This window comes from Methylobacterium oryzisoli (assembly GCF_046557895.1).
Classification (GTDB): domain Bacteria; phylum Pseudomonadota; class Alphaproteobacteria; order Rhizobiales; family Beijerinckiaceae; genus Methylobacterium; species Methylobacterium oryzisoli.
In genome coordinates, this window is record NZ_JBKIBX010000031.1 from 1 (window position 1) to 23,865 (window position 23,865).

Annotated in this window: 25 protein-coding genes, 1 tRNA gene, 1 other RNA gene and 1 pseudogene; 15 read left to right on the top strand and 13 right to left on the bottom strand. The window is 73.3% G+C overall.

What is annotated here, in order from left to right; genetic code table 11:
* Window positions 1-147: winged helix-turn-helix domain-containing protein (locus ACKUB9_RS23810; protein WP_410825931.1), on the top strand; the 147-nt coding region annotated here is incomplete at its 5' end.
* Window positions 147-701: pseudogene (locus ACKUB9_RS23815) on the top strand (IS630 family transposase); the annotation flags it as partial. The gene ACKUB9_RS23810 and the pseudogene ACKUB9_RS23815, both read left to right, overlap by 1 nt.
* A gap of 151 nt (window positions 702-852) precedes the next feature.
* Here the strand turns inward: ACKUB9_RS23815 and ACKUB9_RS23820 are convergent.
* From ACKUB9_RS23820 to ACKUB9_RS23845, 6 genes are all read right to left on the bottom strand, one after another.
* The gene (locus ACKUB9_RS23820; RefSeq protein ID WP_407527815.1) at window positions 853-1,674 is read right to left on the bottom strand and encodes a TIGR00282 family metallophosphoesterase; all 822 of its coding nucleotides are present in this window, start codon (window positions 1,672-1,674) and stop codon (window positions 853-855) included.
* A gap of 2 nt (window positions 1,675-1,676) precedes the next feature.
* Window positions 1,677-2,264 carry a 5-formyltetrahydrofolate cyclo-ligase gene (locus ACKUB9_RS23825; protein WP_407527812.1) on the bottom strand — a complete coding sequence of 196 codons (588 nt, stop codon included), beginning with the start codon at window positions 2,262-2,264 and terminating at the stop codon, window positions 1,677-1,679.
* 7 nt (window positions 2,265-2,271) lie between these two features.
* A non-coding RNA gene (gene ssrS, locus ACKUB9_RS23830) (6S RNA) lies at window positions 2,272-2,429 on the bottom strand.
* Between the two features lie 57 nt (window positions 2,430-2,486).
* Window positions 2,487-3,200: a RadC family protein gene (gene radC / locus ACKUB9_RS23835; protein WP_407527809.1), complete on the bottom strand. Its 714-nt coding sequence runs from the start codon at window positions 3,198-3,200 to the stop codon at window positions 2,487-2,489.
* 8 nt (window positions 3,201-3,208) lie between these two features.
* Complete coding sequence (gene map / locus ACKUB9_RS23840) at window positions 3,209-4,033, bottom strand: type I methionyl aminopeptidase (RefSeq protein WP_407527806.1); 825 nt, start codon at window positions 4,031-4,033, stop codon at window positions 3,209-3,211.
* Between the two features lie 131 nt (window positions 4,034-4,164).
* The gene (locus ACKUB9_RS23845) at window positions 4,165-4,473 is read right to left on the bottom strand and encodes a DUF456 family protein (protein WP_407527836.1); all 309 of its coding nucleotides are present in this window, start codon (window positions 4,471-4,473) and stop codon (window positions 4,165-4,167) included.
* Window positions 4,474-4,736: 263 nt separating this feature from the next.
* On the opposite strand from ACKUB9_RS23845, the gene ACKUB9_RS23850 reads away from it, so the two are divergent.
* From ACKUB9_RS23850 to ACKUB9_RS23860, 3 genes are all read left to right on the top strand, one after another.
* Window positions 4,737-4,994, top strand: coding sequence for a zinc-finger domain-containing protein (locus ACKUB9_RS23850; RefSeq protein ID WP_407527803.1), 258 nt, complete (start codon window positions 4,737-4,739; stop codon window positions 4,992-4,994).
* Window positions 4,981-6,189 carry an FAD-dependent oxidoreductase gene (locus tag ACKUB9_RS23855; protein ID WP_407527800.1) on the top strand — a complete coding sequence of 403 codons (1,209 nt, stop codon included), beginning with the start codon at window positions 4,981-4,983 and terminating at the stop codon, window positions 6,187-6,189. Before ACKUB9_RS23850 ends, ACKUB9_RS23855 begins: the two co-directional genes overlap by 14 nt.
* Before the next feature lie 61 nt (window positions 6,190-6,250).
* Window positions 6,251-6,335: transfer RNA gene (locus ACKUB9_RS23860), tRNA-Leu, on the top strand.
* Between the two features lie 156 nt (window positions 6,336-6,491).
* Here the strand turns inward: ACKUB9_RS23860 and nagA are convergent.
* From nagA to ACKUB9_RS23875, 3 genes are read right to left on the bottom strand one after another with little or no spacing between them, the layout of a single operon-like run.
* Window positions 6,492-7,652 carry an N-acetylglucosamine-6-phosphate deacetylase gene (gene nagA / locus ACKUB9_RS23865; RefSeq protein WP_407527798.1) on the bottom strand — a complete coding sequence of 387 codons (1,161 nt, stop codon included), beginning with the start codon at window positions 7,650-7,652 and terminating at the stop codon, window positions 6,492-6,494.
* Complete coding sequence (locus ACKUB9_RS23870) at window positions 7,649-8,686, bottom strand: SIS domain-containing protein (protein ID WP_407527795.1); 1,038 nt, start codon at window positions 8,684-8,686, stop codon at window positions 7,649-7,651. The genes nagA and ACKUB9_RS23870 overlap by 4 nt, the downstream gene beginning before the upstream one ends.
* Window positions 8,683-9,573, bottom strand: a complete 891-nt coding sequence (locus ACKUB9_RS23875) for an N-acetylmuramic acid 6-phosphate etherase (protein ID WP_407527792.1) — start codon at window positions 9,571-9,573, stop codon at window positions 8,683-8,685. Before ACKUB9_RS23875 ends, ACKUB9_RS23870 begins: the two co-directional genes overlap by 4 nt.
* A 171-nt stretch (window positions 9,574-9,744) precedes the next feature.
* Between ACKUB9_RS23875 and ACKUB9_RS23880 the strand changes: the two genes are divergently transcribed.
* Window positions 9,745-10,026, top strand: coding sequence for a hypothetical protein (locus ACKUB9_RS23880; protein ID WP_407527790.1), 282 nt, complete (start codon window positions 9,745-9,747; stop codon window positions 10,024-10,026).
* Window positions 10,027-10,205: 179 nt separating this feature from the next.
* Here the strand turns inward: ACKUB9_RS23880 and ACKUB9_RS23885 are convergent, their stop codons facing one another.
* A complete protein-coding gene (locus tag ACKUB9_RS23885) occupies window positions 10,206-11,138 on the bottom strand; it encodes a homocysteine S-methyltransferase family protein (RefSeq protein ID WP_407527787.1) in 933 nt (310 codons plus the stop codon).
* A gap of 126 nt (window positions 11,139-11,264) precedes the next feature.
* Between ACKUB9_RS23885 and ACKUB9_RS23890 the strand changes: the two genes are divergently transcribed.
* A complete protein-coding gene (locus tag ACKUB9_RS23890; RefSeq protein ID WP_407527784.1) occupies window positions 11,265-11,894 on the top strand; it encodes a class I SAM-dependent methyltransferase in 630 nt (209 codons plus the stop codon).
* Between the two features lie 14 nt (window positions 11,895-11,908).
* Here ACKUB9_RS23890 and ACKUB9_RS23895 read toward each other — a convergent pair whose 3' ends face one another.
* On the bottom strand, window positions 11,909-12,961 hold the full coding sequence (locus ACKUB9_RS23895) for an HD-GYP domain-containing protein (protein WP_407527782.1): 1,053 nt from the start codon (window positions 12,959-12,961) through the stop codon (window positions 11,909-11,911).
* Between the two features lie 143 nt (window positions 12,962-13,104).
* Here ACKUB9_RS23895 and ACKUB9_RS23900 point away from each other — a divergent pair, with 143 nt between their 5' ends.
* The 6 genes from ACKUB9_RS23900 (at window position 13,105) to ACKUB9_RS23925 (ending at window position 17,871) form a co-directional block, all read left to right on the top strand.
* Window positions 13,105-14,079: an NADPH:quinone oxidoreductase family protein gene (locus tag ACKUB9_RS23900; RefSeq protein WP_407527779.1), complete on the top strand. Its 975-nt coding sequence runs from the start codon at window positions 13,105-13,107 to the stop codon at window positions 14,077-14,079.
* A gap of 297 nt (window positions 14,080-14,376) precedes the next feature.
* Window positions 14,377-15,813 (top strand): cytochrome ubiquinol oxidase subunit I, encoded by a 1,437-nt coding sequence (locus ACKUB9_RS23905; RefSeq protein ID WP_407527777.1) that lies wholly within the window; start codon window positions 14,377-14,379, stop codon window positions 15,811-15,813.
* Between the two features lie 10 nt (window positions 15,814-15,823).
* Window positions 15,824-16,831, top strand: coding sequence for a cytochrome d ubiquinol oxidase subunit II (cydB, locus tag ACKUB9_RS23910; RefSeq protein WP_407527775.1), 1,008 nt, complete (start codon window positions 15,824-15,826; stop codon window positions 16,829-16,831).
* Entirely contained in the window at window positions 16,831-16,962 is a 132-nt protein-coding gene (locus tag ACKUB9_RS23915) for a DUF2474 family protein (RefSeq protein WP_407527772.1), read from the top strand. Before cydB ends, ACKUB9_RS23915 begins: the two co-directional genes overlap by 1 nt.
* A gap of 10 nt (window positions 16,963-16,972) precedes the next feature.
* Window positions 16,973-17,551 (top strand): GbsR/MarR family transcriptional regulator, encoded by a 579-nt coding sequence (locus ACKUB9_RS23920; RefSeq protein WP_407527769.1) that lies wholly within the window; start codon window positions 16,973-16,975, stop codon window positions 17,549-17,551.
* Window positions 17,552-17,655: 104 nt separating this feature from the next.
* Window positions 17,656-17,871, top strand: a complete 216-nt coding sequence (locus ACKUB9_RS23925; RefSeq protein ID WP_407527767.1) for a hypothetical protein — start codon at window positions 17,656-17,658, stop codon at window positions 17,869-17,871.
* A 91-nt stretch (window positions 17,872-17,962) separates the two neighbouring features.
* Here ACKUB9_RS23925 and ACKUB9_RS23930 read toward each other — a convergent pair whose 3' ends face one another.
* Window positions 17,963-20,368 (bottom strand): DNA topoisomerase, encoded by a 2,406-nt coding sequence (locus tag ACKUB9_RS23930; protein WP_407527764.1) that lies wholly within the window; start codon window positions 20,366-20,368, stop codon window positions 17,963-17,965.
* Between the two features lie 191 nt (window positions 20,369-20,559).
* Here ACKUB9_RS23930 and ACKUB9_RS23935 point away from each other — a divergent pair, with 191 nt between their 5' ends.
* Window positions 20,560-20,970 carry a phospholipase A2 family protein gene (locus ACKUB9_RS23935; protein ID WP_407527762.1) on the top strand — a complete coding sequence of 137 codons (411 nt, stop codon included), beginning with the start codon at window positions 20,560-20,562 and terminating at the stop codon, window positions 20,968-20,970.
* Window positions 20,971-20,994: 24 nt separating this feature from the next.
* Here ACKUB9_RS23935 and ACKUB9_RS23940 read toward each other — a convergent pair whose 3' ends face one another.
* Complete coding sequence (locus ACKUB9_RS23940; RefSeq protein ID WP_407527759.1) at window positions 20,995-21,225, bottom strand: hypothetical protein; 231 nt, start codon at window positions 21,223-21,225, stop codon at window positions 20,995-20,997.
* 229 nt (window positions 21,226-21,454) lie between these two features.
* Between ACKUB9_RS23940 and ACKUB9_RS23945 the strand changes: the two genes are divergently transcribed.
* On the top strand, window positions 21,455-23,848 hold the full coding sequence (locus tag ACKUB9_RS23945) for a putative bifunctional diguanylate cyclase/phosphodiesterase (protein ID WP_407527757.1): 2,394 nt from the start codon (window positions 21,455-21,457) through the stop codon (window positions 23,846-23,848).
* Window positions 23,849-23,865: the final 17 nt, after the last annotated feature.

Below are 23,865 nucleotides of genomic sequence, written 5' to 3' on the forward strand. Positions count from 1 at the left end.
CGGTTCGACAAGACCATGTGCCCGCAATCCATGTCGCGGGTCGTGCGTCGGCTCGGCCTGTCGAAGCAGAAAGCCAGGCCCGTTCACCCGAAGCGGCACGCCCGTGCCGCTGCCGCTTTCGCCAAAAGGGGCTTCGCACGGCCGTAGCGGCGGCGGTCCAAGCTCATCCGGACAAGACGATCGCGCTCTGGTTCATGGATGAGGCGCGTGTCGGACAGAAGGGCCGGATCGGCCACCGCTGGTGGGTGCGCGGCCAGCGCCCGCCCGGGCTGTGCGACAAGCGCTTCGCCTCGGCTTACATCTTCGCAGCCGTGCGGCCCGCCACAGGCGAGGAGTTCGCCCTCGTGCTGCCGCGCGTCTGCACCCAGGCCATGGACCGCTTCCTGGCCGACTTCGCGGCCAGCATCCCGGCCGACACCCACGCTGTGATGGTGCTGGACGGCGCGGGCTGGCACGACCCGCGCGCGGTGACGCTCCCGCCCAATCTCACCCTCGTGCCGCTGCCGCCCTACAGTCCCGAGTTGAACCCGGTCGAGCGTGTCTGGCTCTACCTGCGCGAGCGCTATCTCTCCCACCGGCTCCTGGCCGACTACGAGGCCGTCGTCGAGGCGTGCTGCCGGGCCTGGACTGCGCTCGCGGCAGAGACCGGCCGCATCAAGACCCTCTGTGCCTACCCCTACCTCGAACAGATCAGTTCATAAGCGCGGCGGTATCATACGAAATCCGATTGATCGCTTCGCCACAGTAGACCTTGGCGATGCGGATTTCGGCTTCGCTCAGGTGCGCGGAGCCTTCGGCTCCGCCGCGCGGGCTGCCTGATCCGAGATCCGAACTGATCGTCCGGATCTCGTATCAATCCCAGTGGCGCGGCCACGTCTCTTCGAGATGCGGCCCGAGCCGCACGGCCGAGACGCGTCGGGCGAGCCCGGTGGCGTCGTCGGTCTCGACCGCGATGCCGCACAGCGTGCCCTCGCCGCTGGCGGCTTCGAGACGCGCGCCCGGCGTCTTCTGCAGGAAGCGGCGCAGCGGCTCGTCCTTGTGCATGCCCAGCACCGAATCGTAGTCGCCGCACATGCCGGCATCCGACAGGTAGGCGGTGCCGCCAGGCAGGATGCGGTGGTCGGCGGTGGGCACGTGGGTGTGCGTTCCGACGACCAGGGTGGCGCGACCGTCGAGGTAGTGGCCGAAGGCCTCCTTCTCGCTCGTCGCCTCGGCGTGGACGTCGACCACCACCGCGTCCGCCGCCGCGCCGAGCGGACAGGCGGTAACCTCGCGCTCGGCCGCCGCGAAGGGATCGTCGAGGGGATCGAGGAAGATCCGCCCCATCACGTTGACGACGAGCACCCTGGCGCCCGCGCGGGTCTCCACCACGGTGGCGCCGCGCCCGGGCGTGCCCTGGGGGTAGTTCGCGGGCCGGATCAGCCGCGGCTGGCGCTCGATGAACACCAGCGCCTCGCGCTGGTCGAAGGAGTGGTTGCCGAGCGTGACCGCGTCGGCGCCCGCGTCGAGCAATTCCTCGCAGATCGCCTCGGTGATGCCGAACCCGCCCGCCGCGTTCTCGCCGTTGATCACCACGCAGTCGAGGCGCCAGCGCTCGCGCAAGGCCGGCAGGCGCTCGCTCACCACGCTTCGGCCCGGGCGCCCGACGACGTCGCCGAGGAAGAGGAGGCGCATGGTCAGGCTCCGGCCGGTGCGATGGCGCCGTCCTCGGTGACGATGCGGTCGAGCCGGCGGTCGTGGGGCGTATCGGGCACGGCGGGGATCTCCTGCGCCGCGAAGGCGATGCCGATCGCCAGCACCGGCCCGTCGCGCGACAGGTCGGCCAGGGCGCGGTCGTAGTAGCCCTTGCCGTAGCCGATGCGGTGGCCGCGCCGGTCGAAGGCCGCGAGCGGCACGAGCAGCGCGCGCGGGCACACAGCCGGCGCCTCGGGACCCGGCTCGCTGAGTCCGAAGCCGCCGGCGGCAAGCGAATCGGCCTCGTCCACGCGGCGGAAGACCAAGCCCTCCGGCGTGACCTGCGGGAGGGCGACCGCTTGGCCGCGCGCGCGCAGCGCCGCGATCAGCGGGCGCACGTCGACCTCGCTGCGGATCGGCCAGAAGGCGCTCACGAGGTCGAAGCGGGCGAGGTCGGGCAGGGCGAGCACGCGCTGCGCGATGCGGGCGGAGGCCTCGGCGCGGAAGGCCGGGTCGAGCGCGTCCCGCCGCGCCAGAACCTCCCGCCGGAGAGAGGCCTTTTCGGGGGATGCAGCCGGTGTGTCTGTCATGAAGGAGCGCGGAGCCACGAGAGCCGTTGGAGAATCGATCCCGGGAAACCTACAGCGTAGGTGGGCGCCGTGTGCCCCGGTCCACGGACCAGGGCGGGGACAGCTCCCGAGGGAGTCGATAAGGCCCCGGGGATATGTGTCTCCTGACGCGCCCCGCAGCCCCGCCCACCTCATGTAGCGTCGGGCGGGGGCCGGCGCCAGAGGTCTCAGGCACCTTGAGCCTCACATCAGCTTCAGCCCTTTCAGGCTCGCGTGGCCGTCGCGCCCGACGATGATGTGGTCGTGCACCACGATGCCGAGCGGCGAGGCCGCCGCCACGATCTCGCGGGTCATCCGGATGTCGGCCTGCGAGGGCGTGGGGTCCCCCGACGGGTGGTTGTGCACGAGGATGAGCGCGGTGGCCGAGAGTTCGAGGGAGCGGCGCACCACCTCGCGGGGATAAACCGGGGTGTGGTCGATCGTGCCGTGGCCCTGCACCTCGTCGGCGATGAGCCGGTTGCGCTTGTCGAGGAAGAGGATGCGGAACTCCTCGCGGGGCGAGAAGGCCATCGCGGCCCGGCAATAGTCGATCACCGCGCTCCACGAGGTGAGGAGCGGGCGCTCCGCCACCGCGCCGCGGGCGAGCCGGCGGCCCGCCGCCTCCAGGATCTTGAGGTCGCCGATGACCGAAGGGCCGATGCCGTCGATCTCGGCGAGCAGGTCGGGCGGCGCGGAGATCACTTCGGCGAAGCTGCCGAAGCGCTGGATCAGCGCCTTGGCGATCGGCTTGACGTCGCGCCGCGGGATCGACCGGAACAGGACGAGTTCGAGGAACTCGTAATCGGGCAGCGTGTCGCCCTGCGCGAAGCGTGCCCGCAACCGCTCGCGGTGGCCGTGATAGTGCGGCGCCTCGCCCGCGCTGTCGGCGAGGCCGGGACGGTCGACGGAGCGGGCCATGCGCCCGCTCAGGCAGGGCTCTTCGGCAGGTCCAGACCTTTGGGCGACAGCGTGAAGATCTCCACGCCCGTCTCGGTCACCGCGACGGTGTGCTCGAACTGGGCCGAGAGCGAGCGGTCGCGGGTCACGGCGGTCCAGCCGTCGGAGAGCACCTTCACGTGCGGACGGCCGAGATTGATCATCGGCTCCACGGTGAAGAACTGGCCGGGCCGCAGCACCACGTTGTAGCTCGGCTCGACGTAGTGGAGGATCGTCGGCGCGTCGTGGTAGACGCGCCCCAGGCCGTGGCCGCAGAAATCGCGCACCACCGAGCAGCGCTCGCCCTCCGCGAAGGACTGGATGGCCGCGCCGATGTCGCAGGTGGTGCCGCCGGGGCGGATCGCGTTGATGCCGCGCATCATCGCCTCGTGGGTGATCTCGCACAGGCGCGCAGCCTTGCGCGGCACCTCGCCCACATAGGCCATCCGGCTCGAATCCCCGTGCCAGCCGTCGAGGATGAGGCAGATGTCGAGGTTGACGATGTCGCCCTCGCGCAGCGGCTTGTCGTTCGGGATGCCGTGGCAGACGACGTGGTTGATCGAGGTGCAGATGGATTTCGGGTAGCCCCGGTAGAACAGCGAGGCCGGGTAGGCGCCGTGATCCATCGCGAAGGTGTAGGCGAGCCGGTCGAGGGCCTCGGTGGTGACGCCGGGCTCCACCGCCTCCATCAGCAGGTCGAGGGCCTCGGCCGTCAGCCGGCCGGCCTTGCGCATGCCCGCGAAGGCTTCGGGACCGTGGATCGGCGGTTCCTGCCGACGGCCGTCCTGGGCCGCCTTCTGTTCGTCACGACTCATGGATCACGACTCTTGGAACCGGGTCCGGCTTGAGGTCGGCATCATCTGCGGGCGCATGCCCGGATGTAGGCCCTTCCGCCCCCGAAGCCAAGCGCGGCCCGCGCACGGAGGCCGCCGCGGACCGGCGATTCTCAGCGCGGGTTGACCCAGCCCGACGCGCCGGCGGGCGGGCGCTGCGCGACCCGGGCGGGGGGCGTCGGCGCGGGGGCGGCCCGCGCGGCCTTCGCCCGCACCGGCCGGCGCCGGGCGGCGTAGCGGCGCCGAGGCTTGCTCGATTCACCCCAGGCCGCCCCGACGAGGCCGCCCACGACCGCGCCGACCGGCCCGGCGACGATGGCGCCCGCCACCACGCCCGCGCCCGCGCCGACGGCCGTGTTGCTCTGCGCCCGGGCCTCGTGCGTCCCGCACAGGCAGGCCGCCAGCGCGGCCCCGATCAGCATCCGTCTCACAGGCCCCATCCTCCCCGGCCGCTTCGAATCGTGCGGGCGTGTCGGCGCCAAAGGTGTCCAAACCGGGGCCGGCGGCGGCGCCGGGCCACCTTTGCGGAGCGCCCCGAAGCCGCGGGAGCCGCGCCCGATCGCGTTGCCATCGGGCGCGGCTCACAGGCTTTGATCGGCCGCATTTTCCGCCACGAACCGGGATCCACTTCGTCGGAAAATGCTCTAGAGGGAGCCGACGACCCCGGGCACAGGATCCTCGCGCGATGGCAGACAAGGCGGTTCCGCACTTCCACAACCAGGACGGCGTCCGGGTCATCCACGTCGGGTCGAAGGAGTTCATGTGCATCGGGGCGCTGCCGCCCTTCGATCATCCGCACGTCTTCCTCGACATGGGCGCCGAGAGCGAGATCATCTGCCAGTACTGCTCGACGCTCTACCGCTACCGGTCCGACCTGAAGGCCGGCACGGCCGATCCTGCCGCCAGCGTCTGGGACGACCGCGCCCGCCTTGCCGCCGAATAGCCGCGCCCCCGACCGGCCGGGCCTCCGGGTCGCAGTCGTCGGCGCCGGGATCGGGGGGCTGACCGCCGCGCTGGCGCTCGCCGCCCGCGGGCACGCGGTGACGCTGACCGAGCGCCGCACCGGCTTCAGCGCGGTCGGGGCCGGCCTCCAGCTCTCGCCCAATGCCAGCCGCGTGCTGATCGACCTCGGGCTCGGCCCCGCCCTGCGCCGCGCCGCGTCGGAGCCGCCGGGGGTGACGATCCGGTCGCTGGCCCAGGGCCGGCAGATCGGCGCCGTGGCGCTCGGCGCCGCCATGCGCGAGCGCTTCGGCGCGCCCTACCTCGTGATCCACCGCGCGGACCTGCAGACGATCCTGCTCGACGCCGTCCGCAGCCGGCCCGGCATCCGCCTCCTCGTCGGGCGCAGCGCAGCCGGCATCGAGGAGAGCGCGTCCGGCGTCGCCCTCGCGCTGGAGGGCGGGGGCGGGCGCGCCGAGACCCTGGCGGCCGATCTCGTCGTGGCGGCGGACGGCGTGCGCTCCGCCCTGCGGGCCCGGCTCGACCGGCGGCCCCTGCGCCCGGTCGGCGAGGCGGCGTGGCGTGCGATGGTGCCGCGCGACGCCGTTCCGGCCGCCCTCCGCGGCGGGGAGACCGGGCTCTGGCTCGGCCGCGGCCGGCACGTGGTGCACTACCCGGTCGCCGGGGGCGAGCGGGTGAACATCGTGGCGGTGCTGCCGCAGCCCGGCGACGATGCCGATTGGGGGGCGCCGGGCGACGCCGTCCGGCTGCGCGCCGCCTTCGCGGATGCGGCGCCCGACCTCGCGGCGCTGCTCGCCCTGCCGGAATCCTGGCTGGTGTGGTCGCTGGTCGATCGCCGGGCGGCGTCCCCGATGGCGCGCCGCCGCCTCGCCCTCCTCGGCGATGCCGCCCATCCGGTGCTGCCCTTCCTGGCGCAGGGGGCGGCGCTCGCCATCGAGGACGCCGCCGTGCTCGCCGCCTGCCTCAGCGACGCGGCGGATGTACCTACCGCGCTCGCGCGCTACGCCGCCGCGCGGGCACCCCGGGTGCGCGCCATCCAGAGGCAGGCCCGCCGCAACGGCCGCATCTACCACGCGGGCAGCCTCGTGGCCGCCGCCCGCGACGCCGTGATGGCCCGGCTCGGCCCGGACCGGATGACGGAGCGCTACGCGTGGCTCTACGGCTGGCGTCCGGCTTGATCTCGCCGGGGCCTGTGGCTAACCCGGATCGGCCGGGCGGACCGACGGGCCGTGCGCGCATGCGGGCGTGGTGAAACCGGTAACCACATCAGACTTAAAATCTGACGCCGAGAGGCTTGCGGGTTCGAGTCCCGCCGCCCGCACCAGCGCTGCTCGGAGAGGATAAGGTCGCGTAGCGCACGAGGCGAAGCGCGAGCGGCGAAATCGAACGATCGCCACCTCAGCCACCCAGGCCACGGAAGAGCGCGGGATCCCCTCTCCCGTGCCTTCCTCGTCGCCGTCGAGCCATCCCCCGCCGCACCTCACACCGCCAGATCGCCATCGCCCCCGATGACCGTGCCGAGAACGTCCAGCCCCGCGTCGAGCGCGACGAGATCCGCCGCGTAGCCGGGGGCGATGCGGCCCATTCGGCCGTCGAGACCGAGGAAGCGGGCCGGCGTCAGGGCGGCCATCGTCAGGGCCTCCGCCAGGGAGGCGCCGCCGCGGGTGCTCATGTGCCGCACGGCGCCCGCCATCGTGAGGGCGGCGCCCGCGAGGGTCCCGTCGGCGCTCGCCAGGCGGTTGCCGTCCCGGTGGATGGTGCGGCCGAACAGGGAAAAAGTTCGGCGCTCGTCGGGATCGCCCACGGGCGACATCGCGTCGGTGACGAGCATCAGGCGCTCCGGTCCCTTGAGGCGCCGCGCGATCGCGAGCTGGGCATCGCCGACATGGTGCCCGTCCGCGATGATGCCCGCGAACAGGCGCGGCTCGGCCAGCGCGACACCCACCGCGCCGGCCTCGCGCGGGCCGAGCTGCGACATGGCGTTGAACAGATGGGTGACGCCGTCGAGCCCCTCGTCGAGGGCGCGCCGGAGGGCGCTGCCGTCATCCGCGGTGTGGCCGGCGCAGACGCGGGCGCCGCGCGCCTTCAGGGCCGCCACGGTGCCGGGCGGCACCGCCTCCGGAGCGAGCGTGATCAGGGTGAGGCCGCGATCGCCCAGGCCCGTGAGCAGGTCGGCATCGCCCGGCCCGAACGGGATCAGCCGCGCCGGATCGTGGATGCCGGGGCGCTGCGGGCTGAGGAACGGGCCTTCGAGGTGGAGGCCGAGGATGCCCGGCACCCCGGCGGCGATCGCCGCCGCCACGCCCGCGATCGCCGCGCTGATGGCCGGCCGGGTGTCGCTGATCAGCGTCGGCAGGAGCGCCGTGGTCCCGCCGACCCGCCGGTGGGCGGCGGCGATGCGGGCGATGGCCGCCGGGCTCGGATCGTCGTTGAGGAGGACCCCGCCGCCGCCATTGACCTGCACGTCCACGAAGCCGGGCGCCAGGATCGCGCCCGCGGGCAGGCGAACGGTGCGCAAGCCGGCGGGCGGGGCGGGCGTCAGGTCGGCGATGAGGCCGTCGCGCACCACGACGGCGCGGTCGCTCAGAAAAACCTCGCCGTCGAAGACGCGGCCGGCCAGGAGGGCGAAGGGCGCGGTCACAGCGTCTCCGTCACCTTGGTCAGGCCGGCCGGCGCGTCGGGATCGAGGCCGCGGCGGCGCGCCTCGCGTTCGATGGCGCGGTAGGCCGGTACCAGCATCACGATCGGGTCGCAGGCCGGGTGCCCGTCGCCGAGCCAGGGCAGGGTGCCGGCCGGTCCGCCGCAGGCATGGACCCGCACGCCGTCCCGCCGCAGGTCCGCCGCGAGCTGGTCGATGCCCTCGGCCACCGGGTCGGCCTGCCGCAGCGCCAGGACCGGGGTCGCTGCCGAGACCGAGGCGCGGGGGCCGTGCCGCAGCTCGGCGGCGCTGTAGCCGAGGGCCGGCAGCCGTAGGGTCTCGGCGAGCTTGAGGGCGATCTCCCGCACCGTGCCGAGCCCGTGCCCGCGCCCGGTGACGAAGGCGGCCGGAGCCGCCGCGAGGTCGGCGGTCCAGGCCGACCAGTCGAGGCCGAGCGCGCGCTCCAGGCGGTCGGGGAGGGCGGCGAGCCCCTCCGCCAGCGCCCGGTCGCCGGACCACGCCGCCGCGAGCGCGGCGCTCGCCACCAGGGAATTGACCACGGTCTTGGTCGCCGCCACCGCGCGCTCGGGTCCCGCCCCGATGGGCAGCACGAGGTCGCAGGCCGCGGCGGCGGGCGAGGCGGGGTCGTTGACGAGGGCGAGCGTCAGGGCGCCGCCGGCCCGCGCCGCCTCGGTCGCCGCCACGAGATCCGGCGAGCGGCCGGACTGCGAGATGACGACGAACAGCGCGCCCGCGACGCGCGGCGGGCGGGCATAGCCCGTCACCACCGAGGGCGCCGAGGCCGAGACCGGCAGGCCGAGCCGGGTCTCGATCAGGTAGCGCAGAAACACGCCCGCGTGGCCCGAACTGCCCCGGCCGCAGACGACGACGAACGGGAAGGTCCGCCCGGCCAGTTCGCCCGCCACCCGCGCCACCTCGCCGCCGCCCGTGCAGAGGGGCGCGGCCACGTGCGGCACCTCGGCGGTCTCGCGGGCCATGAAGGTCGGCGCGCCGGTCTCGTTCGCGGTCCGGCTCATGCGCCCGTCCCCCTGGCGGCCAGCGCGCGGCGCAGGTTGCCGTCGTGGCGCGCCAGCAGGCGCTCGGCCTCGTCCCGGTCCACCCCGCGCGCGATCAGGACCGCGAGCTTGATGTCGCCGTCGGCCTGCAGCGCGGCGCGTCCGGCCGCGTCGGCGTCGCAGCCCGCCAGTTCCGCCACCATGGCGGCGCCCCGCGCGCGCAGCTTCCGGTTGGTGGCCCGCATGGCGATCATGCGGCCGCGATAGACCCGGCCGAGCCGGATCATGATCAGGGTCGAGAGCAGGTTGAGGACGATCTTTTGCGCCGTGCCCGCCTTCATGCGGGTCGAGCCGGCGATCACCTCGCCGCCGGTGGCGACGAGGATCGGGTGGCTGCACTGCTCCAAGATCGGCGTGCCCGGGTTGTTGGCGAGCCCGATCGCCACGGCGCCCCGCGCCCGGGCCGCCTTGAGCGCCGCGAGCGTGAACGGGGTGGTGCCGCTGGCCGAGAGGCCGACCACGACGTCGTCGCCGCCGATCCCCGTCTCGGCGATCCAGGCCGCGCCGTCGACGGTGGAATCCTCCGCGTCCTCCACGGCCCGCAGGATCGCGGTGGGGCCGCCCGCGATGCCGAAGCCCAGCCGCTCCTCCGGCCAGTCGAAGGTCGGCGGCAGCTCCGCCCCGTCCTGCACGCCGATGCGCCCTGACGTGCCGGCCCCGACATAGACGAGGCGTCCGCCGCGCCGCAGGCCGGCTTCCGCCGCCTCGGCCGCCGCCGCGATGGCCGGCAGGGCCGGGCCGACCGCGGCCACCGCCGCGAGTTGTCCCTCCCAGAGCGCCCGCAACACATCGAGACTGTCCCAGGCGTCGAGGTCGACGTAGCGGGCGCTGGCGTCCTCGGTTCTCATCCGTCAACGTCCTCGGGCCACCGCGCCGGCACGGCGCGATCCGCGTCTCTAACGACCCTGGCTGTGGCGGGATCCGTTCGATGCGGCCGGGCCGCGCCGATTCTCGCACGAACGCCCGCCGCCGTCGCGCCGCGATCTCGGCGTCTTCCGTGCAAGCCGTGGCGCGGCCGGGTGAACTTTCCTGCCGCGCTCACGTTGTCGGCCCGCGCACAGGGTGGCTGGTACGGCAGAGTAACGCGGATGGATCAGGCCATTACATTCAAGGGACGCGGCAAGGCCGTGCTGGATCAGGGTCGGATCATCCTGCACGTCTGCCCGTTGTGCTCGCAGAAGAACGCACCGGAGATCGCCCGCAAGGGTCTGTGCAACTGGTGCTGCTACGAGCCCGACCTGCGGGACGCGATGCCGCTCGGACTGGAGGATTGCCGGAGGGAAGAGCGCGCCGCGCCGTGACGCGGGCCGCTACCCGGCCGACGCTCGCTTAGCCCCTGACCGGACGGGTTGCGGGACTCATCGACCAGCCCGGGCATGGCCGTGCGGGATTGCCCTCTCGATCGACGGGCCGCGGTCGCGTCCGGAGCAGTGGTCGTTGCACCTCCCGCCGTCTGGCAACGCGCCGGCGCAACGACGAGTCAGGACGACAGGCACGCCTCACAGATCGCCGCGATGTGGCGATGGTCGGTGCCGCAGCAGCCGCCGAAGACGCAGAGGGCGGGCAGGGTCCGGCGCAGGGCAGCGCAGTCCCGCGCGAGCTGAAGCGGGTCGCCGGGATCGAGATCGCTGGCCGCGTCGAGCTCCGCGTGGCTGCGCAGCGACGCGTTCGGCCGCACGCCCCGGATGCGGTCCAGCCACGCCGCCCCGGGCTCCAGGGCCGGCGCGAGATGCTGCGGGTGGGCGCAATTGACCATGTAGTAGAGTGGCGCGCCGTCGGTGGCAGCATCGGTCTCGGTGATGGCCGCGCCGAGCGCCTCGCCGGAGGGCAGGGTCCCGTCCGTCTCCACCGTGAACGAGACCGCCACCGGCAGGCCGGCCGCCTGCGCCGCCCGCACGATCCCCACGGCCTCGTCGCGGCTCGTCATGGTGACGGCGCTCACGAGATCGGCGCCGCCGCCGCGCAACGACTGGACCTGGGGCGCGTGGTAGGCCTGCGCCGCCTCCGGGCTCATCGCCTCTCGGGCGTGATAGCCGTCGCCGCGCGGCCCGACGACGCCGTTGAGCAGGACCGGACCCGTGCGCCACTCCGCGCTCAGCGCGGCCAGGAAGGCCACCGCCGCGCGGTTGATGGCGTCGAGGTCGCCCGCCGCCATCCCGAGGCGCGCCCCCCAGTCGGGGTTCGCCCGCCAGGTCGGGGTGTCGAGCATCAGGCCTGTGCGGTACCGGCGCGCGAGGTCGGCGTAGGGCGCGAAGTAGCGCGCCAGCCGCGCGCGCCCGTCCTCGCTCGCCAGGAGCGGAAAGGCCGCGAAGCAGGGGAGGTCGATCCCTTCGAGGAAGACGAGCGTGGTCTCCAAGCCGCCATCGGCGAGGAACGGGCGGGACGGGTGCGGCAGGTCGGCGGGCGACGGCATGGGGTCTCTCCGGCGGTCGGAACAGGCGGGCAGACTACGCCGGGGCGTCGCCCGCCTGCGTGATCTGGATCACAAAACGCGCCGTCGGATCGCCGGATGCTGGCGCGAGCATCCAGGAGTGATCCCATGAGCCTTGCCACCTTCTACGCCCGCCACCTCGGTCCCCGCCTCGTGGGCTGCCTGTGCGCTGCGCCCGACATCGCCGCCCAGCGCGAGGCGGTGGTGCCGCACGCCCGCGGCGTCGTGCTGGAGATTGGGATCGGCCCCGGCCTCAACCTGCCGTACTACGACCCGGATCTCGTGGAGCGGGTCATCGGCGTCGATCCGCATGCCGGGTTCCTGGCGCTCGGCGAGGCGGCGCGCCGCAACGCCGTCATGCCGGTGGAGATCCTGCAGGCGCCGGCCGAGCAATTGCCCCTCGCGGAGGCCAGCATCGACACGGCGGTGATCACCTACACGCTGTGCTCGGTGGACGATCCCGCCCGCTGCCTCGCCGAGGTGCGGCGGGTGCTCCGGCCGGATGGCTGTCTCCTGTTCTTGGAGCACGGGCTGTCGGCGGAGCCCGCCGTCGCGCGCTGGCAGCACCGGATCGAGCCGCTCTGGCGTCCGCTCGCCGTCGGCTGCCATCTCACCCGCCCGACGGTGCGGCTGCTGCAGGAGGCGGGCTTCGCGGTGGCGGAGGTCGTGGAGGCGTACCTGCCGCGCGTGCCGCGGGCGCTCGGCTTCCAGTGCCGCGGGCTCGCCTACCCGGCCTGAGCGGCGACGGGCGCTCAGCCCAGGATGGCGCGGCCGAAGGCCTGCACGAAGCCGGGTTCGAGCTGGCGCTCCATGCCGGCGAGCGTCGCCATCGCCTCGCCGGGCGCCATCGCGGGCCGGAAGGGACGCCGCTCGGTGAGGGCCGCGTAGACGTCGCAGATCGCGATGAAGCGGGCGACGTCGCTGATCGCCTCGCCGGAGCGGCCGTCCGGGTAGCCGCTGCCGTCGAGGCGCTCGTGGTGGTGGCGCGCCGCGTCCAGCATCGCCGCGTCGGCGTCGACGCTCGCCCGCAGGATGGCGTGGCCGAGTTCGACGTGGCTGCGCATCACCGCCGTCTCGGTGGCGTCCAGCGCGCCGCGCTTCAGGAGGAGGCTGCGGGGGATGCGCGCCTTGCCGACATCGTGCACCAGGGCGGCCCGCACGAGGCGCCGCTGCTGGACCAGCGGGAAGCGGACATGGGCGGCGAAATGCGCCGCGAGCCCGGCCACCACGAGGCAGTGCCGGTAGGTGACGTCGTCGTGCGCCCGGATGGTGTTGAGCCAGCGGGCGAGGCCGCCGTCGCGCAGCGAGTCCAGCAGCGGATCGACCGAGCGGTCGACCCCCGCGAGGTCGATGCGCCCAGCCTGGGCGGCGGACTGGAAGAGGTCGCCCAGCGCACCTGCGGCCCGCGCGGCGCAGCGGCGGATCTCCGCGTTGAGGCTGCTCTGGCCCGGATCGACGAGGTTGAGCACCGCCGTCACCACCACGTGCGGCTCGGTGTAGAACGGCAGGCAGGCGGCGGCCCCGAGCAGATGCGCCTGGCGCAGCGCCCGGTCGGTGCCCCGCAGCGTCAGGCAGAGCACGGGCAGGCCCTCCGCCCAGGGCTGGCCGCGTAGCGCCAGCAGGCAGTGCATCGCGGCCGACCGGGTGAGGTCGAGATCGGCCACCACCGCCGCCACGCCGGCATGGGCGGACCACGCCACGTCCGGGTCGGCCACGGCGCAGGGCGCGAGGCCCCGCAGCGCCTCCACGTGGGGAGCGCTGCGGCTGGGATGATCGGTGACCAGCACCACGCCTTCGCCCAGCACGATGGTCCTCTCCCGGCGACCCGGATCCGGTCGTAGCGCGAAAGCCTTACCGTGCCGTGCAGACGGCCTTGCCACGCGCCGCCGCCTGCCGCAGGGAGGCGGCACGGGATCCGCCGCGCGGCGGCTGCGAGGGAGGACGAGGCATGAAGGCGCTCCTGTGCAAGACGCTCGGCGGGCCGGAGGAGCTGGTGATCGAGGACCTGCCCGATCCGGTGCCGGGCCCCGGCGAGGTGCGGGTGCGCGTCGCGGTGGCGGCGCTCAACTTCTTCGACACGCTGATCATCGCCGGGCGCTACCAGGTGAAGCCCGACCTGCCGTTCTCGCCCGGGGCCGAGGCGGCCGGCGTGGTCGACGCGCTGGGGGAGGGCGTCACGGGCCTCCGGGTGGGCGAGCGGGTCATCGCCCATCTCGGCTACGGCGCCTGCCGCGAGGCCGTTCTGGTGCCGGCCGCCGCGCTCAGCCGGGTGCCGGACGGCGTCAGCGACGAGCAGGCGGCGGGCCTCACCGTCACGTACGGCACCTCGCTCCACGCCCTGAAGGACCGGGCCGCCCTGAAGCCCGGTGAGACGCTCGCGGTGCTCGGCGCCTCGGGGGGCGTCGGCCTCGCGGCGGTGGAGCTCGGCCACGCGATGGGCGCGCGGGTGATCGCCTGCGCCTCCTCGGCGGACAAGCTGGAGGCCGCCCGGGCGCACGGGGCCGACCTGCTGCTCGATTACGGGCAGGAGAACCTGCGCGAGGGCCTGCGGCGGCTCGGGGGCGAGACCGGCATCGACGTGATCTACGATCCGGTCGGCGGCGACTTCGCCGAGCCGGCCCTGCGCGCGCTCAACTGGAAGGGCCGCTTCCTCGTCATCGGCTTCGCGGCGGGGCCGATCCCGAAGATCCCGCTCAACCTCGTGCTGCTGAAGGGCATCGACGTGCTCGGCGTGCACTGGGGCGCCTTCGTGCGCCACGAGCCGCAGGCGCATGCGGCGAACCAGGCCCAGCTCCTCGCCATGGTGGCGGCGGGCAGGCTCACCGCCAAGGTCCACGGGGTCTACCCGCTGGAAGAGGCGCAGGCAGCGCTGGGCGTGCTCTCGCGCCGGGAGGCCGTCGGCAAGGTGCTGCTGCGCCCCTGAGCGCCGGCCGTGCCGGCCGCGAACCATCAGGGCATCGCGCAAGCGGGAGCGGACGCCCGCTCCCTGCGGGAACCGTCGCTCGGCCTCGCCGTTCGGATTTCGGGGAGACGCGCCGCTCGGACGGTGCCGTCGCGCCGCGGCCGGGGATGATGTCCCGCCCTTAGCACCGGAGCGGCGGCTTCGATTGCGTCGATGCGCCGCGTCGATTCTCAATTTTCAGAAATTCCTGAAAATACGATAAGAGCCGCAACCACAGCCCAGTCACCAGCCCCATTTCCAGCCTCTGAGAGGGTTGCCATGCTGTCGGGTGTCGACGCGCTGCTCCTCGCGCGGATCCAGTTCGGATTCACGGTGGCGTTCCACATCATCTTTCCGGCCTTCTCGATCGGGCTGGCGAGCTACCTCGCCGTCCTCGAAGGCCTCTGGCTCGCCACCAAGCGGCAGGTCTACCTCGATCTGTTCAAGTACTGGATCAAGATCTTCGCCGTCGCCTTCGCGATGGGCGTCGTGTCGGGCCTCGTGATGTCCTACCAGTTCGGCACGAACTGGTCTGTCTTTTCGGACAAGACCGGCCCGGTGCTGGGCCCGCTGATGGCCTACGAGGTTCTGACCGCGTTCTTCCTGGAAGCCGGCTTTCTCGGCGTGATGCTGTTCGGCATGAACAAGGTCGGGCCGCGGCTGCATTTCGGGGCGACGCTGATGGTGGCGCTCGGCACCTTCGCGTCGGCGTTCTGGATCCTGTCGGTGAACTCGTGGATGCAGACGCCGCAGGGCCACGGGGTGAACGCGCAAGGGCAGTTCATCCCGCTGGACTGGTGGGCCATCGTGTTCAACCCGTCCTTCCCCTATCGCCTCGTCCACATGGTGCTGGCCGCCTACCTGACCACGGCGCTCGTGGTCGGCGCGGTGGGCGCGTGGCACCTGCTGCGCGACCGTCACGCGGCGGTCGGGCCGTCGAACGAGGGCGCCCGGACCATGTTCTCGATGGCGATGTGGATGGCGGCCCTGGTGGCGCCGATCCAGATCGCGGCGGGCGACGCGCACGGGCTCAACACCCTGGAGCATCAGCCCACCAAGGTGATGGCGATGGAGGGCCATTTCGAGAGCCACCCGGCCGGCGCGCCGCTGGTCCTGTTCGGCCTGCCCGACGAGGAGGCCGGGCGGGTGCGCTACGCGCTCGCCATACCCAAGCTCTCCTCGCTGATCCTCAAGCACGACCTCGACGCGCCGCTGAAGGGCCTCGACTCGGTCCCGCGCGAGAACTGGCCGCCGGTGGCGATCGTCTTCTGGTCCTTCCGCATCATGGTCGGCATCGGCTTCCTGATCCTGGGCCTCGGCCTCCTGAGCCTGTGGGCGCGGGTGCGCGGGCGGCTCTACGACTGGGTGCCGCTGCACCGCTTCGCCCTCGTGATGGGACCGGCGGGCTTCGTGGCGGTGCTGGCGGGCTGGATCACCACCGAGGTCGGGCGCCAGCCCTTCACGGTCTACGGGCTGCTGCGCACGGCGGAGTCCGCCTCGCCGCTCTCGGCGCCCGCGGTGGCCGGCTCGCTGATCGCCTTCGTGCTGATCTACTTCGCGGTGTTCACGATGGGCGTGCTCTACATCCTGGCGCTGATGCGCAAGCCGCCCTACCGCGGCGAGCCCGGCCCCGAGGAGGGCCAGCCGATCCGCACGGCCGGCATCACCCCGGCCCCCGCGGTCCAGCCCGGTACGAACCTGCAGCCGGCCGAGTGAGGAGGGGAGCATGCTCGACGGCATCGATCTGACGGTGGTCTGGGCCTTCGTGATCGCCTTCGCGGTCTTCGCCTACATCGTCATGGACGGGTTCGACCTCGGGATCGGCATCCTGTTTCCGGCCTTCCGGCCGGGGCACGAGCGCGACACCGCCATGAACTCCGTCGCGCCGGTCTGGGACGGCAACGAGACCTGGCTGGTGCTCGGGGGAGGGGGGCTGTTCGCGGCCTTCCCGCTCGCCTACGCGATCCTGCTCCCCGCCCTCTACGCGCCGATCATCGCGATGCTGCTCGGCCTGATCTTCCGCGGCGTCGCCTTCGAGTTCCGCTGGCGCGATCCCGCGCATCGGGCCTTCTGGGACGTCGCCTTCACGGGCGGCTCCGTGGTGGCGGCACTGGCGCAGGGCATCGCGCTCGGCGCCATGCTCCAGGGCATCGAGGTGCAGGGCCGCGCCTACGCGGGCGGCTGGTGGGACTGGCTCTCGCCCTTCAGCCTGCTCGTGGGCGTGAGCGTGGTGTGCGCCTACGCGCTGCTCGGTGCCACCTGGCTGGTGATGCGCACGGAGGGCAGTTTGCAGGACCGGGCGCGCCGCCTCTCGCTCTGGCTCGGCGCCGGCACCGTGGCGGCGATCGCCGCGGTGAGCGCGATGACGCCCTTCCTGGAGGAAAAATACTGGCAGCGCTGGTTCGAGATGCCGAACGTGCTCCTGACCGCGCAGGTGCCGCTCCTCGTGGCGCTGGCATCCTACTTCTTCTTCCTGCTGCTGCGCCGCGGCGCCGACGCGGCCCCGTTCCTGATCGCGCTCGGGCTGTTTCTGCTCACCTTCGCAGGCCTGGGCATCAGCATCTTCCCCGACATCGTGCCGGGTCGGGTCACGATCTGGGAGGCGGCCTCGCCGCGCTCCAGCCAGATCTTCATGCTGGTCGGCGCCTCGGTGCTGATCCCGATCATCCTGGCCTACACCGCGTATTCCTACTGGGTCTTCCGCGGGAAGGTCGATTCCACGGGCTACCATTGATGCCGGTCCCGTCCGAAAGGCCGGGGCCGCTCCGGCAGCGCCTCCTCTGGTTCGTGGCGATCTACGGCGGCAGCGTGCTGGGTCTGGGCCTCGTTTCGTTCGCCCTGCGCGCGTGGCTGAAGGCCGGGTGAGGAGGGCGCCGTGCAGCTTCCCCCCCTCGTCCAGACCTTCGTGCTGCATTTCGGCGAGATGGGCTCGCGCTGGGGGATCAACCGCACCGTCGGGCAGATCTACGCCCTGCTCTTCGTCGCCGAGCGGGCGCTCAACGCCGACGAGATCGTGGAGCGGCTCGGGCTGTCGCGCTCGAACGTCAGCATGGGGCTGAAGGAGCTGCAGGCCTGGAACCTCGTGCGGCTCCAGCACGTGCCCGGCGACCGGCGCGATTATTTCGCCACGCCGGACGACATCTGGCAGATCGTCCGCACCCTGGTGGAGGAGCGCAAGAAGCGCGAGGTCGACCCCACCCTCACGCTGCTGCGCGAGATCCTGATGCAGGAGCCGGGCACCCCCGAGGAGCTACACGCGCAGGCCCGCCTGCGCGAGATGCACGACCTCTTCGAATTGTTTTCCGGCTGGTACACGGACGTGCGCAGGCTCGACACCGAACGTCTGGTGCAGCTCCTCACCCTCGGCGCCAAGGTCCAGCGCATCCTGGAGATGAAGGACCGGCTGCGGCTCGTTCCCAGCCGTCGCCGCCGCGACCCGGGCGAGTCCGACTAAGTGCCGGCGGGACAGGGCGGGATGGCGGCCTCTTCGCGCGTGCAGCATCGCGGTCGCTGTGGCATGGTCTCGCGACGCTTCTCCCTGCCTGGACGCGCGCCCGGATGTCCTCGATCGACCCCGCTTCCACCGACCTCCGGCACCTCGAAGCCGCCGGCGAGGCCGCCCTCAACGCGGCCCTGAGCCGCCTCTCCCCGGCAGAGCGCGACGCCTACTGGGCATCCGTCCGCCGCTGCTACAACACCCCCTACAACGACGCCGTGCCGAAGGTCCGCGCGCCACAGGCTCCGGCGGAGCGCGGAGAGGTGCGGGCGGGCTGAGCTCGGGGTCCCGTCACCGGTCTCCGCCGGATTCCACGCCCAAACGATCAGCGCGGGGTCCGGAGCCGCCGGCGTCGGGGTGCCGGCGGGTTCACGGCGAGGCCGATTCCGCGTCCGCGGGCACGCCTCGCCGCCGCGAGGCCCGTGGCCGGCGCACGGGGCGCGGCGCAGCCGGGCGTTCGGCGGCCGGATCGGCGCCGGACCGGCCCCTCGCCTTGGCCCCGGGCCTTGCCCGCGATTTGCCGCCCGATTCGGCCTCGCCTGCACGCGGCGCGTGGGCGTCGAGGAAGCGGCGGCAGGCGGCGTAGTCGGTCTCGACCTCGGCCGGCAATCCGTCGAGGGCTTTGTCGCGGGCCAGGCTCTGCGCGAAGCGCAGCATCGCCGGGGTCGGCGGGCGGGAGGCTCCGGAGGGCGGGGCCTCGCGGCGCTCCGCATGCGCGTCGAGGAAGGCCCGGCAGGTGGCCGCGCTGGTCTTGAGCCCCCGCGGCAGCCGCACCCCCTTGCGGGCGGCGAGCGCGGTCGCGAAGGCGATCATCGCCGGGGTCGGAGCCCGGGCCGGGGCGGCGGGACCGCCCTCCACCGCGAGACGGTCGGCGCCCGCCACGGCGGCGATGAGAGCGTCGAGCCGCCCGCGGGTGCGGCGGCAGAACTCCTCCGCGCGCCGGGACGCCTCGGCCCGGGTCGGCGCCCGGCCGATCTCGGCGAGGTCGGCCTCGAACACCGCGCGCCCGACCGGGTCGCCGTAGGCCGGAAACACCCGCCGCACCGCGTCGATGAAGGCGAGACCCGCCTTCGTCACCTCGATCGCCGGATCCTTGCCGCGGGCGAGCGCCACGTAGCGGCTCTTGACGAGCTTCGGCAGCACCGCGTCGCGCGTCGCGGCGGTGCCCAGGCCCTTGGGCTCGTTGGGATTGACCGGATTCTCCAGCGCCCGCTTGAGCGCCGGGTCCTCCACCTGATCGACGAGGCGGCCCATCACCACCGGCAACTCGCCCCGGGTGATGCGCCGCGGCGGCTCGGTGCGGGCGGTCTCGACGCGCGCCTCCATGGCCCGCGCGGGTTCGCGGTCGCGCAAAGGCGGCAGCCGGCCCGCGGCCGGCTCGTCGTCCTGACGCGCCTTGCCGGGCACCGGGTCGTCGTCCTCGGCCTCCGCCCCGTAGAGGGCGCGCCAGCCCGGCGCGCGCACGACGCTGCCGGTGACGGCGAAGCGCCGCGGGCCGAGCGGCGTCGCCACCTCGGCCGAGACGGTGGTGCGCGCGTCGATCCCGTCGGGCAGGTGGGCGGCGATGAAGCTCTTGGCCACGAGGTCCCACAGGCGCCACGCCTCCGGCCCGACCTCACCCGGGCGCGGCACCTTGCGCAGGGGCACGATGGCGTGGTGCTCGCCCGGATCCCGGACGTAGTGGCCCCGCGGCCCGCGTCGCACCACGATCGCGTCGGACCCAGGCGCCAGCTCGGGTGGCAGGCCGAGGACGCCGGCGGCCGCCGCGACGACGAGCGCGGCGTCGCCGGCCTGCGCCTCCGGCAGGTGCTCGGATTCGGTGCGCGGATAGCTCAGGAAGCCGCGGTCGTAGAGGTCCTGCGCGTAGCCCGCCGTGACCTGCGGGTCCCAGCCGAAGCGCTTGGCGCAGCGGCGCGCCAGCGTGTCCTTCGAGAAGAGCCGCGGGGGCGGGCGGCGCACGTCCCGCTGCGCCACGGCGAGCGGCCCCGCCCAGCCGGCCGCGGCCTCGCGGATCGCCTCGGCCTCCTCGCGCGCGAAGATCCGCTCCTTCGGCGCGTGCCAGAGCGTCAGCGCCGCGCCGCTCTCGGTCTCAACCGGCAGGGCCACCTTGAAGAAGTCGCGCGGCACGAAGTCCCGGATGCGCCGTTCGAGGTCGGCCAGGATCGCCAGCGTCGGCGTCTGCACCCCGCCGAACCGCCACGGCTCCCGGAAGGCCGGCGGGCGCAGGCGCAGCGACATTGCCCGGGTGCCGTTGAGGCCGAGATGCCAGTCCTCGTAGCGGCGGCACTGCGCCTCCAGGTAGGCGGCGTAGTCGCGCTCGCCCGAATCCGGCTCGCGGGCGAGCGCCGCGAAGGCGCGCCGGACCGACACGTCGTCCAGCGCGCCGAGCTTCAGCCGGTCGACGCGGCCGCGATAGCCGAGATACTCCAGCACCTCCCAGGCGATCATCGAGCCCTCGCGCCCGGGATCGGTGGCGATGATCACCCGCTCCACGCCCGCGAGCGCGGCCCGGATCGCCTCGATCCGGCCGGCATGCGAGGCACCCGAGCGGCTGCGCGCATAGGCCACCGGGATCCGCTCGACCGCGATCGGCAGCGCCTCGAAGCGCCACGGCTTCCACTCGGCCCGGATCGCCCCCGGCTCCTCGGAGGCGAGCAGGTGGCCTTCGGCGGCGACGCAGACCGTGGTGGGCGCGCGGAAGTAGCGCTGCAGCTGGCGCATCGCCGACGGCTTCTCGAAGAAGAACAGCGTCCTGCCGGTCTGCATTGTGGCCATGGCGGGTGAGGGCGATTCGCTGGCACGTCCCGAACAGACAGAGAACATAACCGCTGCCCGCGGCTCCGGTCAACCATGGCGTCGAGCCACTCTCCACCGCGCCTGTGCGTCGGATGCACTTGAGCGTTTTCAATAAGGGCAACTAATGACATTCTGCCGCGAAGGGGTGCTTCAGGTGGAGACCAGATGACATGTGGGCACGCAACTTCCGCGGACCGGCGGCCTTTCTCCTGCTCGCGGCGTCTTGTCTTGGCGCCGCCTCCGGTGCGCTGGCGCAGGGCGCGCTGATCGCACCGGCACCGGGCGGGCGCGTGATCATTCCGGTCGTGCCGGGCTCGCCGCTCACGGATGGATCGATGGTCTTCCACGGCAATTTCTGCGGCCCGGGCCAGCGCGGCAGCCGGCCGGTGGACGCCCTCGACGTCGCGTGCATGAACCACGACGCCTGCACGCCGGCAGGCGGCATCCCGTCCTGCGCCTGCAACGCCCGGCTCCAGCGGGAGGCCGCGGCGGTCGCGCGCAGCAGACGTCAGCCGGCGGACCTGCGCGACCTCGCCGCGCTGGTGTCCCAGTCCGCCACGGTCATGCCCTGCGATCCCTGACCGCCCGCCGGGGCTCCTGACGGATCAGGGACCCGGTTCGGGCACGATGTGCAGGCGGACGCCCGCCTGCCCGAGCCGGGCCACGGCCCGACGCGGCAGGGCCACGTCGTCGTTCGCCGGCAGAGAATCCCAGGGCGTGTAGGCGTCCAGGATGTCCACCACGTGCAGGCAGCGGGTGCTCGCGGCCTCCTGCTTGCCCCGACGCGCCCTGCGCGGTCGCGTCGCCGTCCATTTTCCCCTCCCACGCGTGCTCATGGTGCCCGCCTCTGCGATGAGCGCTCCCGGCCACTCGACCGGAGTCGTATGGCATTAAATACGAATTGTCCCCTGGCGCGGTGCTCTGGCGCACAAGCCCGGCGGGAACCTCTGCGTCAGGGCGGCGAAACCTCGACTGTACGGCGGCCGCCTTCGGGCCCCGCGACTTTACCGATCCGCAAGGGCGCCTGACGCAGCATGCCGGCCGCGAGGCGCGGACAGGCGGGTGATGAGCGATCTCTTCCAGGCGGTGGCCGAGGGGCACGACCTCAGGCTGCTGGGCCTCTCGATGCTGATCGGGGTGCTCGCCTCGCTCACCGCCCTGGACCTCGCCCATCACGCGCGGGCGGCCACGGAGCGCACGCGCGGGGCTTGGCTGGCACTCGCCGCGGTCGCGAGCGGCTTCGGCCTGTGGGCCTCGCACCTCGTGGCGGTGCTCGCCTCGCGCCCGGGCGAGCCGATCGCCGCCCATGTCGGGCCGACGATCCTCTCGGGGGTGGCGATGATCACCCTGTCCGGCGCCGGCCTGCGCACGAGCGTGTCGGTGGGGAAGGCCTGGGGACCGCCGCTCGGCGGAGCGCTGATCGGGGCAGGTCTGGCCGTCGCGCACGCGGTCGGTCTCGGCAGCTACCTCGCCGCGGTCCCGGTGGCGCTCGACCCGTTGCCCCTCGCCACGGCGGCCGCGGCGGCCGCCCTGCTCGGAGCGCTGGCGCTCTCGCAGGTGCTGCGCGACGGACCGGCGCACCAGAAGACGGGCTGCCTCATCCTCGCCCTCGCGCTGCCGGTCCATCACGTCCTGGCGGCGGGCGGCGTCGCGATCGACCGGACCGGAACCGATCACGGGCTCGCGGTTCAGATCGGCTTCGCCAGCCTGACCCTCCTGGTGCTCGCCTTCACGGCCGTCACCCTCGACAGCCGGGCGCGGCGGCGGCGGGAGCAGCAGGAGCTGATCCAGAGTCTCGCCAATGCGGCGGTCGAGGGGATCGCCGTGTGCGACGGCGACAGGATCGTGACCGTCAACACCAGCCTCGCGCAGCTCCTGGGGCGCAGCGCCGAGAGCCTCGTCGGGCGCCCGCTGGCCGAGATCGTTCCGGCGGAGGTGGCCGAGCGCGCGACCACAGCGGCCACCGGCAGCATCGTCGAGTCCCAGCTTCGCGAGCCGGACGGCACCCCGATCCCCGTCGAGATGATCCTGCGCACCATCGCCTTCGCGGGCCGCCCGCATCTCGCGATCGCCGTGCGCGACCTGCGGGCGCGCCGGCAGGCCGAGCAGCACATCCAGTTCCTCGCCCGCCACGACGCCCTGACCCGGCTGCCCAACCGCGCGAGCTTCAACGAGCGGGCCGAGCAGGAGATCGAGCTCGCCAAGGCGAGCGGCCGGTCCTTGGCGGTGCTCTGCCTCGACCTCGACCGCTTCAAGGACGTGAACGACCTCTTCGGCCACGCCGCGGGCGACGCGATGCTGCAGGCGCTGGCCTCCTGCATCCCCTCGCTCCTCGACGGACGCCAGATGATGGCGCGGCTGGGCGGCGACGAGTTCGCCATCCTGGCGCCCGATGTCGCCGAGGCCGAGGCGGTGCAGCTCGCCGAACGGATCCTGCAGGCGATCCGGTCCGAGAACCTCCGCACGACCGGCCTGCCGCCGATCTCGACCAGCATCGGCATCGCCTTCTGCCCGCGCGACGCGGACGAGCGCGAGACGCTGATGAGCCACGCGGATGCCGCCCTCTACCACGCGAAGGCCGAGGGCCGGGGCAACTTCCAGTTCTACGACGCGGCCCTGGGCGCCCAGATCCGCGACCGGCGCTCGCTGGAGCACGACCTGCGCCTGGCGGAGTCGCGCGGGGAGTTCGCGATCCTGTACCAGCCGCAGATGGACGTGCTGTCGGGGGAACTGGTCGGGTTCGAGGCGCTGCTGCGCTGGCACCATCCCGAGCGCGGAAGCGTGCCGCCCGACCGCTTCATCCCGGTCGCGGAGGAGACCGGGGCGATCCTGCCCATCGGCGACTGGGTGCTGCGCGAGACCTGCCGGGAGGCCGCCGGCTGGGAGCGCCCGCTGCGCATTGCCGTGAACGTCTCGGCCGTCCAGCTCCACGGCCCCGACTTCGCCCAGACCCTGCACGAGATCCTGCTCCGGACCGGCCTCACGCCCGGACGTCTCGAACTGGAGATCACCGAGACCGCCCTCGTGCGTGATCCGGCGCGGGCGCTCGCCACCCTGCGCCGCCTCAAGGCCCTCGGCGTGCGCATCGCGATGGACGATTTCGGCACCGGCTACTCGTCCCTGTCGAACCTGCGCGCCTTCCCGTTCGACAAGATCAAGGTCGACCGCTCCTTCATCCGCGCGGTGGACGTCAACACCGAGACCGCGGCGATCCTGCGGGCGGTTCTCGGGCTCGGCCGCGGGCTCGGCCTGCCGGTGCTGGCCGAGGGCGTCGAGACCCAGGCGGAGCTGCGCTTCCTGGGGGCGGAGGATTGCCAGGAGGCCCAGGGCTACCTCCTGGGCCGGCCGGCGCCGATCGAGAACTTCGCCGAGGCGATCCGGCTCGGCCGGGTGGTGGACGCGGCGATCCACGCGGCGTCCGAGCCGGTCAGGACCCTGCGGGCGGCGAGCGCGGCCTGATCCGCCGCGCCCTCAAG

What these genes read in the sequence shown, in the direction of transcription:
- ACKUB9_RS23820 (WP_407527815.1), bottom strand. Translation starts at nt 1,674, where the DNA reads ATGCGCCTCCTCTTCCTCGGCGACGTCGTCGGGCGCCCGGGCCGAAGC.
- ACKUB9_RS23825 (WP_407527812.1), bottom strand. Translation starts at nt 2,264, where the DNA reads ATGACAGACACACCGGCTGCATCCCCCGAAAAGGCCTCTCTCCGGCGG.
- radC (WP_407527809.1), bottom strand. Translation starts at nt 3,200, where the DNA reads ATGGCCCGCTCCGTCGACCGTCCCGGCCTCGCCGACAGCGCGGGCGAG.
- map (WP_407527806.1), bottom strand. Translation starts at nt 4,033, where the DNA reads ATGAGTCGTGACGAACAGAAGGCGGCCCAGGACGGCCGTCGGCAGGAA.
- ACKUB9_RS23845 (WP_407527836.1), bottom strand. Translation starts at nt 4,473, where the DNA reads ATGCTGATCGGGGCCGCGCTGGCGGCCTGCCTGTGCGGGACGCACGAG.
- ACKUB9_RS23850 (WP_407527803.1), top strand. Translation starts at nt 4,737, where the DNA reads ATGGCAGACAAGGCGGTTCCGCACTTCCACAACCAGGACGGCGTCCGG.
- ACKUB9_RS23870 (WP_407527795.1), bottom strand. Translation starts at nt 8,686, where the DNA reads ATGAGCCGGACCGCGAACGAGACCGGCGCGCCGACCTTCATGGCCCGC.
- ACKUB9_RS23875 (WP_407527792.1), bottom strand. Translation starts at nt 9,573, where the DNA reads ATGAGAACCGAGGACGCCAGCGCCCGCTACGTCGACCTCGACGCCTGG.
- ACKUB9_RS23885 (WP_407527787.1), bottom strand. Translation starts at nt 11,138, where the DNA reads ATGCCGTCGCCCGCCGACCTGCCGCACCCGTCCCGCCCGTTCCTCGCC.
- ACKUB9_RS23890 (WP_407527784.1), top strand. Translation starts at nt 11,265, where the DNA reads ATGAGCCTTGCCACCTTCTACGCCCGCCACCTCGGTCCCCGCCTCGTG.
- ACKUB9_RS23900 (WP_407527779.1), top strand. Translation starts at nt 13,105, where the DNA reads ATGAAGGCGCTCCTGTGCAAGACGCTCGGCGGGCCGGAGGAGCTGGTG.
- ACKUB9_RS23905 (WP_407527777.1), top strand. Translation starts at nt 14,377, where the DNA reads ATGCTGTCGGGTGTCGACGCGCTGCTCCTCGCGCGGATCCAGTTCGGA.
- cydB (WP_407527775.1), top strand. Translation starts at nt 15,824, where the DNA reads ATGCTCGACGGCATCGATCTGACGGTGGTCTGGGCCTTCGTGATCGCC.
- ACKUB9_RS23915 (WP_407527772.1), top strand. Translation starts at nt 16,831, where the DNA reads ATGCCGGTCCCGTCCGAAAGGCCGGGGCCGCTCCGGCAGCGCCTCCTC.
- ACKUB9_RS23925 (WP_407527767.1), top strand. Translation starts at nt 17,656, where the DNA reads ATGTCCTCGATCGACCCCGCTTCCACCGACCTCCGGCACCTCGAAGCC.
- ACKUB9_RS23930 (WP_407527764.1), bottom strand. Translation starts at nt 20,368, where the DNA reads ATGGCCACAATGCAGACCGGCAGGACGCTGTTCTTCTTCGAGAAGCCG.
- ACKUB9_RS23935 (WP_407527762.1), top strand. Translation starts at nt 20,560, where the DNA reads ATGTGGGCACGCAACTTCCGCGGACCGGCGGCCTTTCTCCTGCTCGCG.
- ACKUB9_RS23940 (WP_407527759.1), bottom strand. Translation starts at nt 21,225, where the DNA reads ATGAGCACGCGTGGGAGGGGAAAATGGACGGCGACGCGACCGCGCAGG.
- ACKUB9_RS23945 (WP_407527757.1), top strand. Translation starts at nt 21,455, where the DNA reads ATGAGCGATCTCTTCCAGGCGGTGGCCGAGGGGCACGACCTCAGGCTG.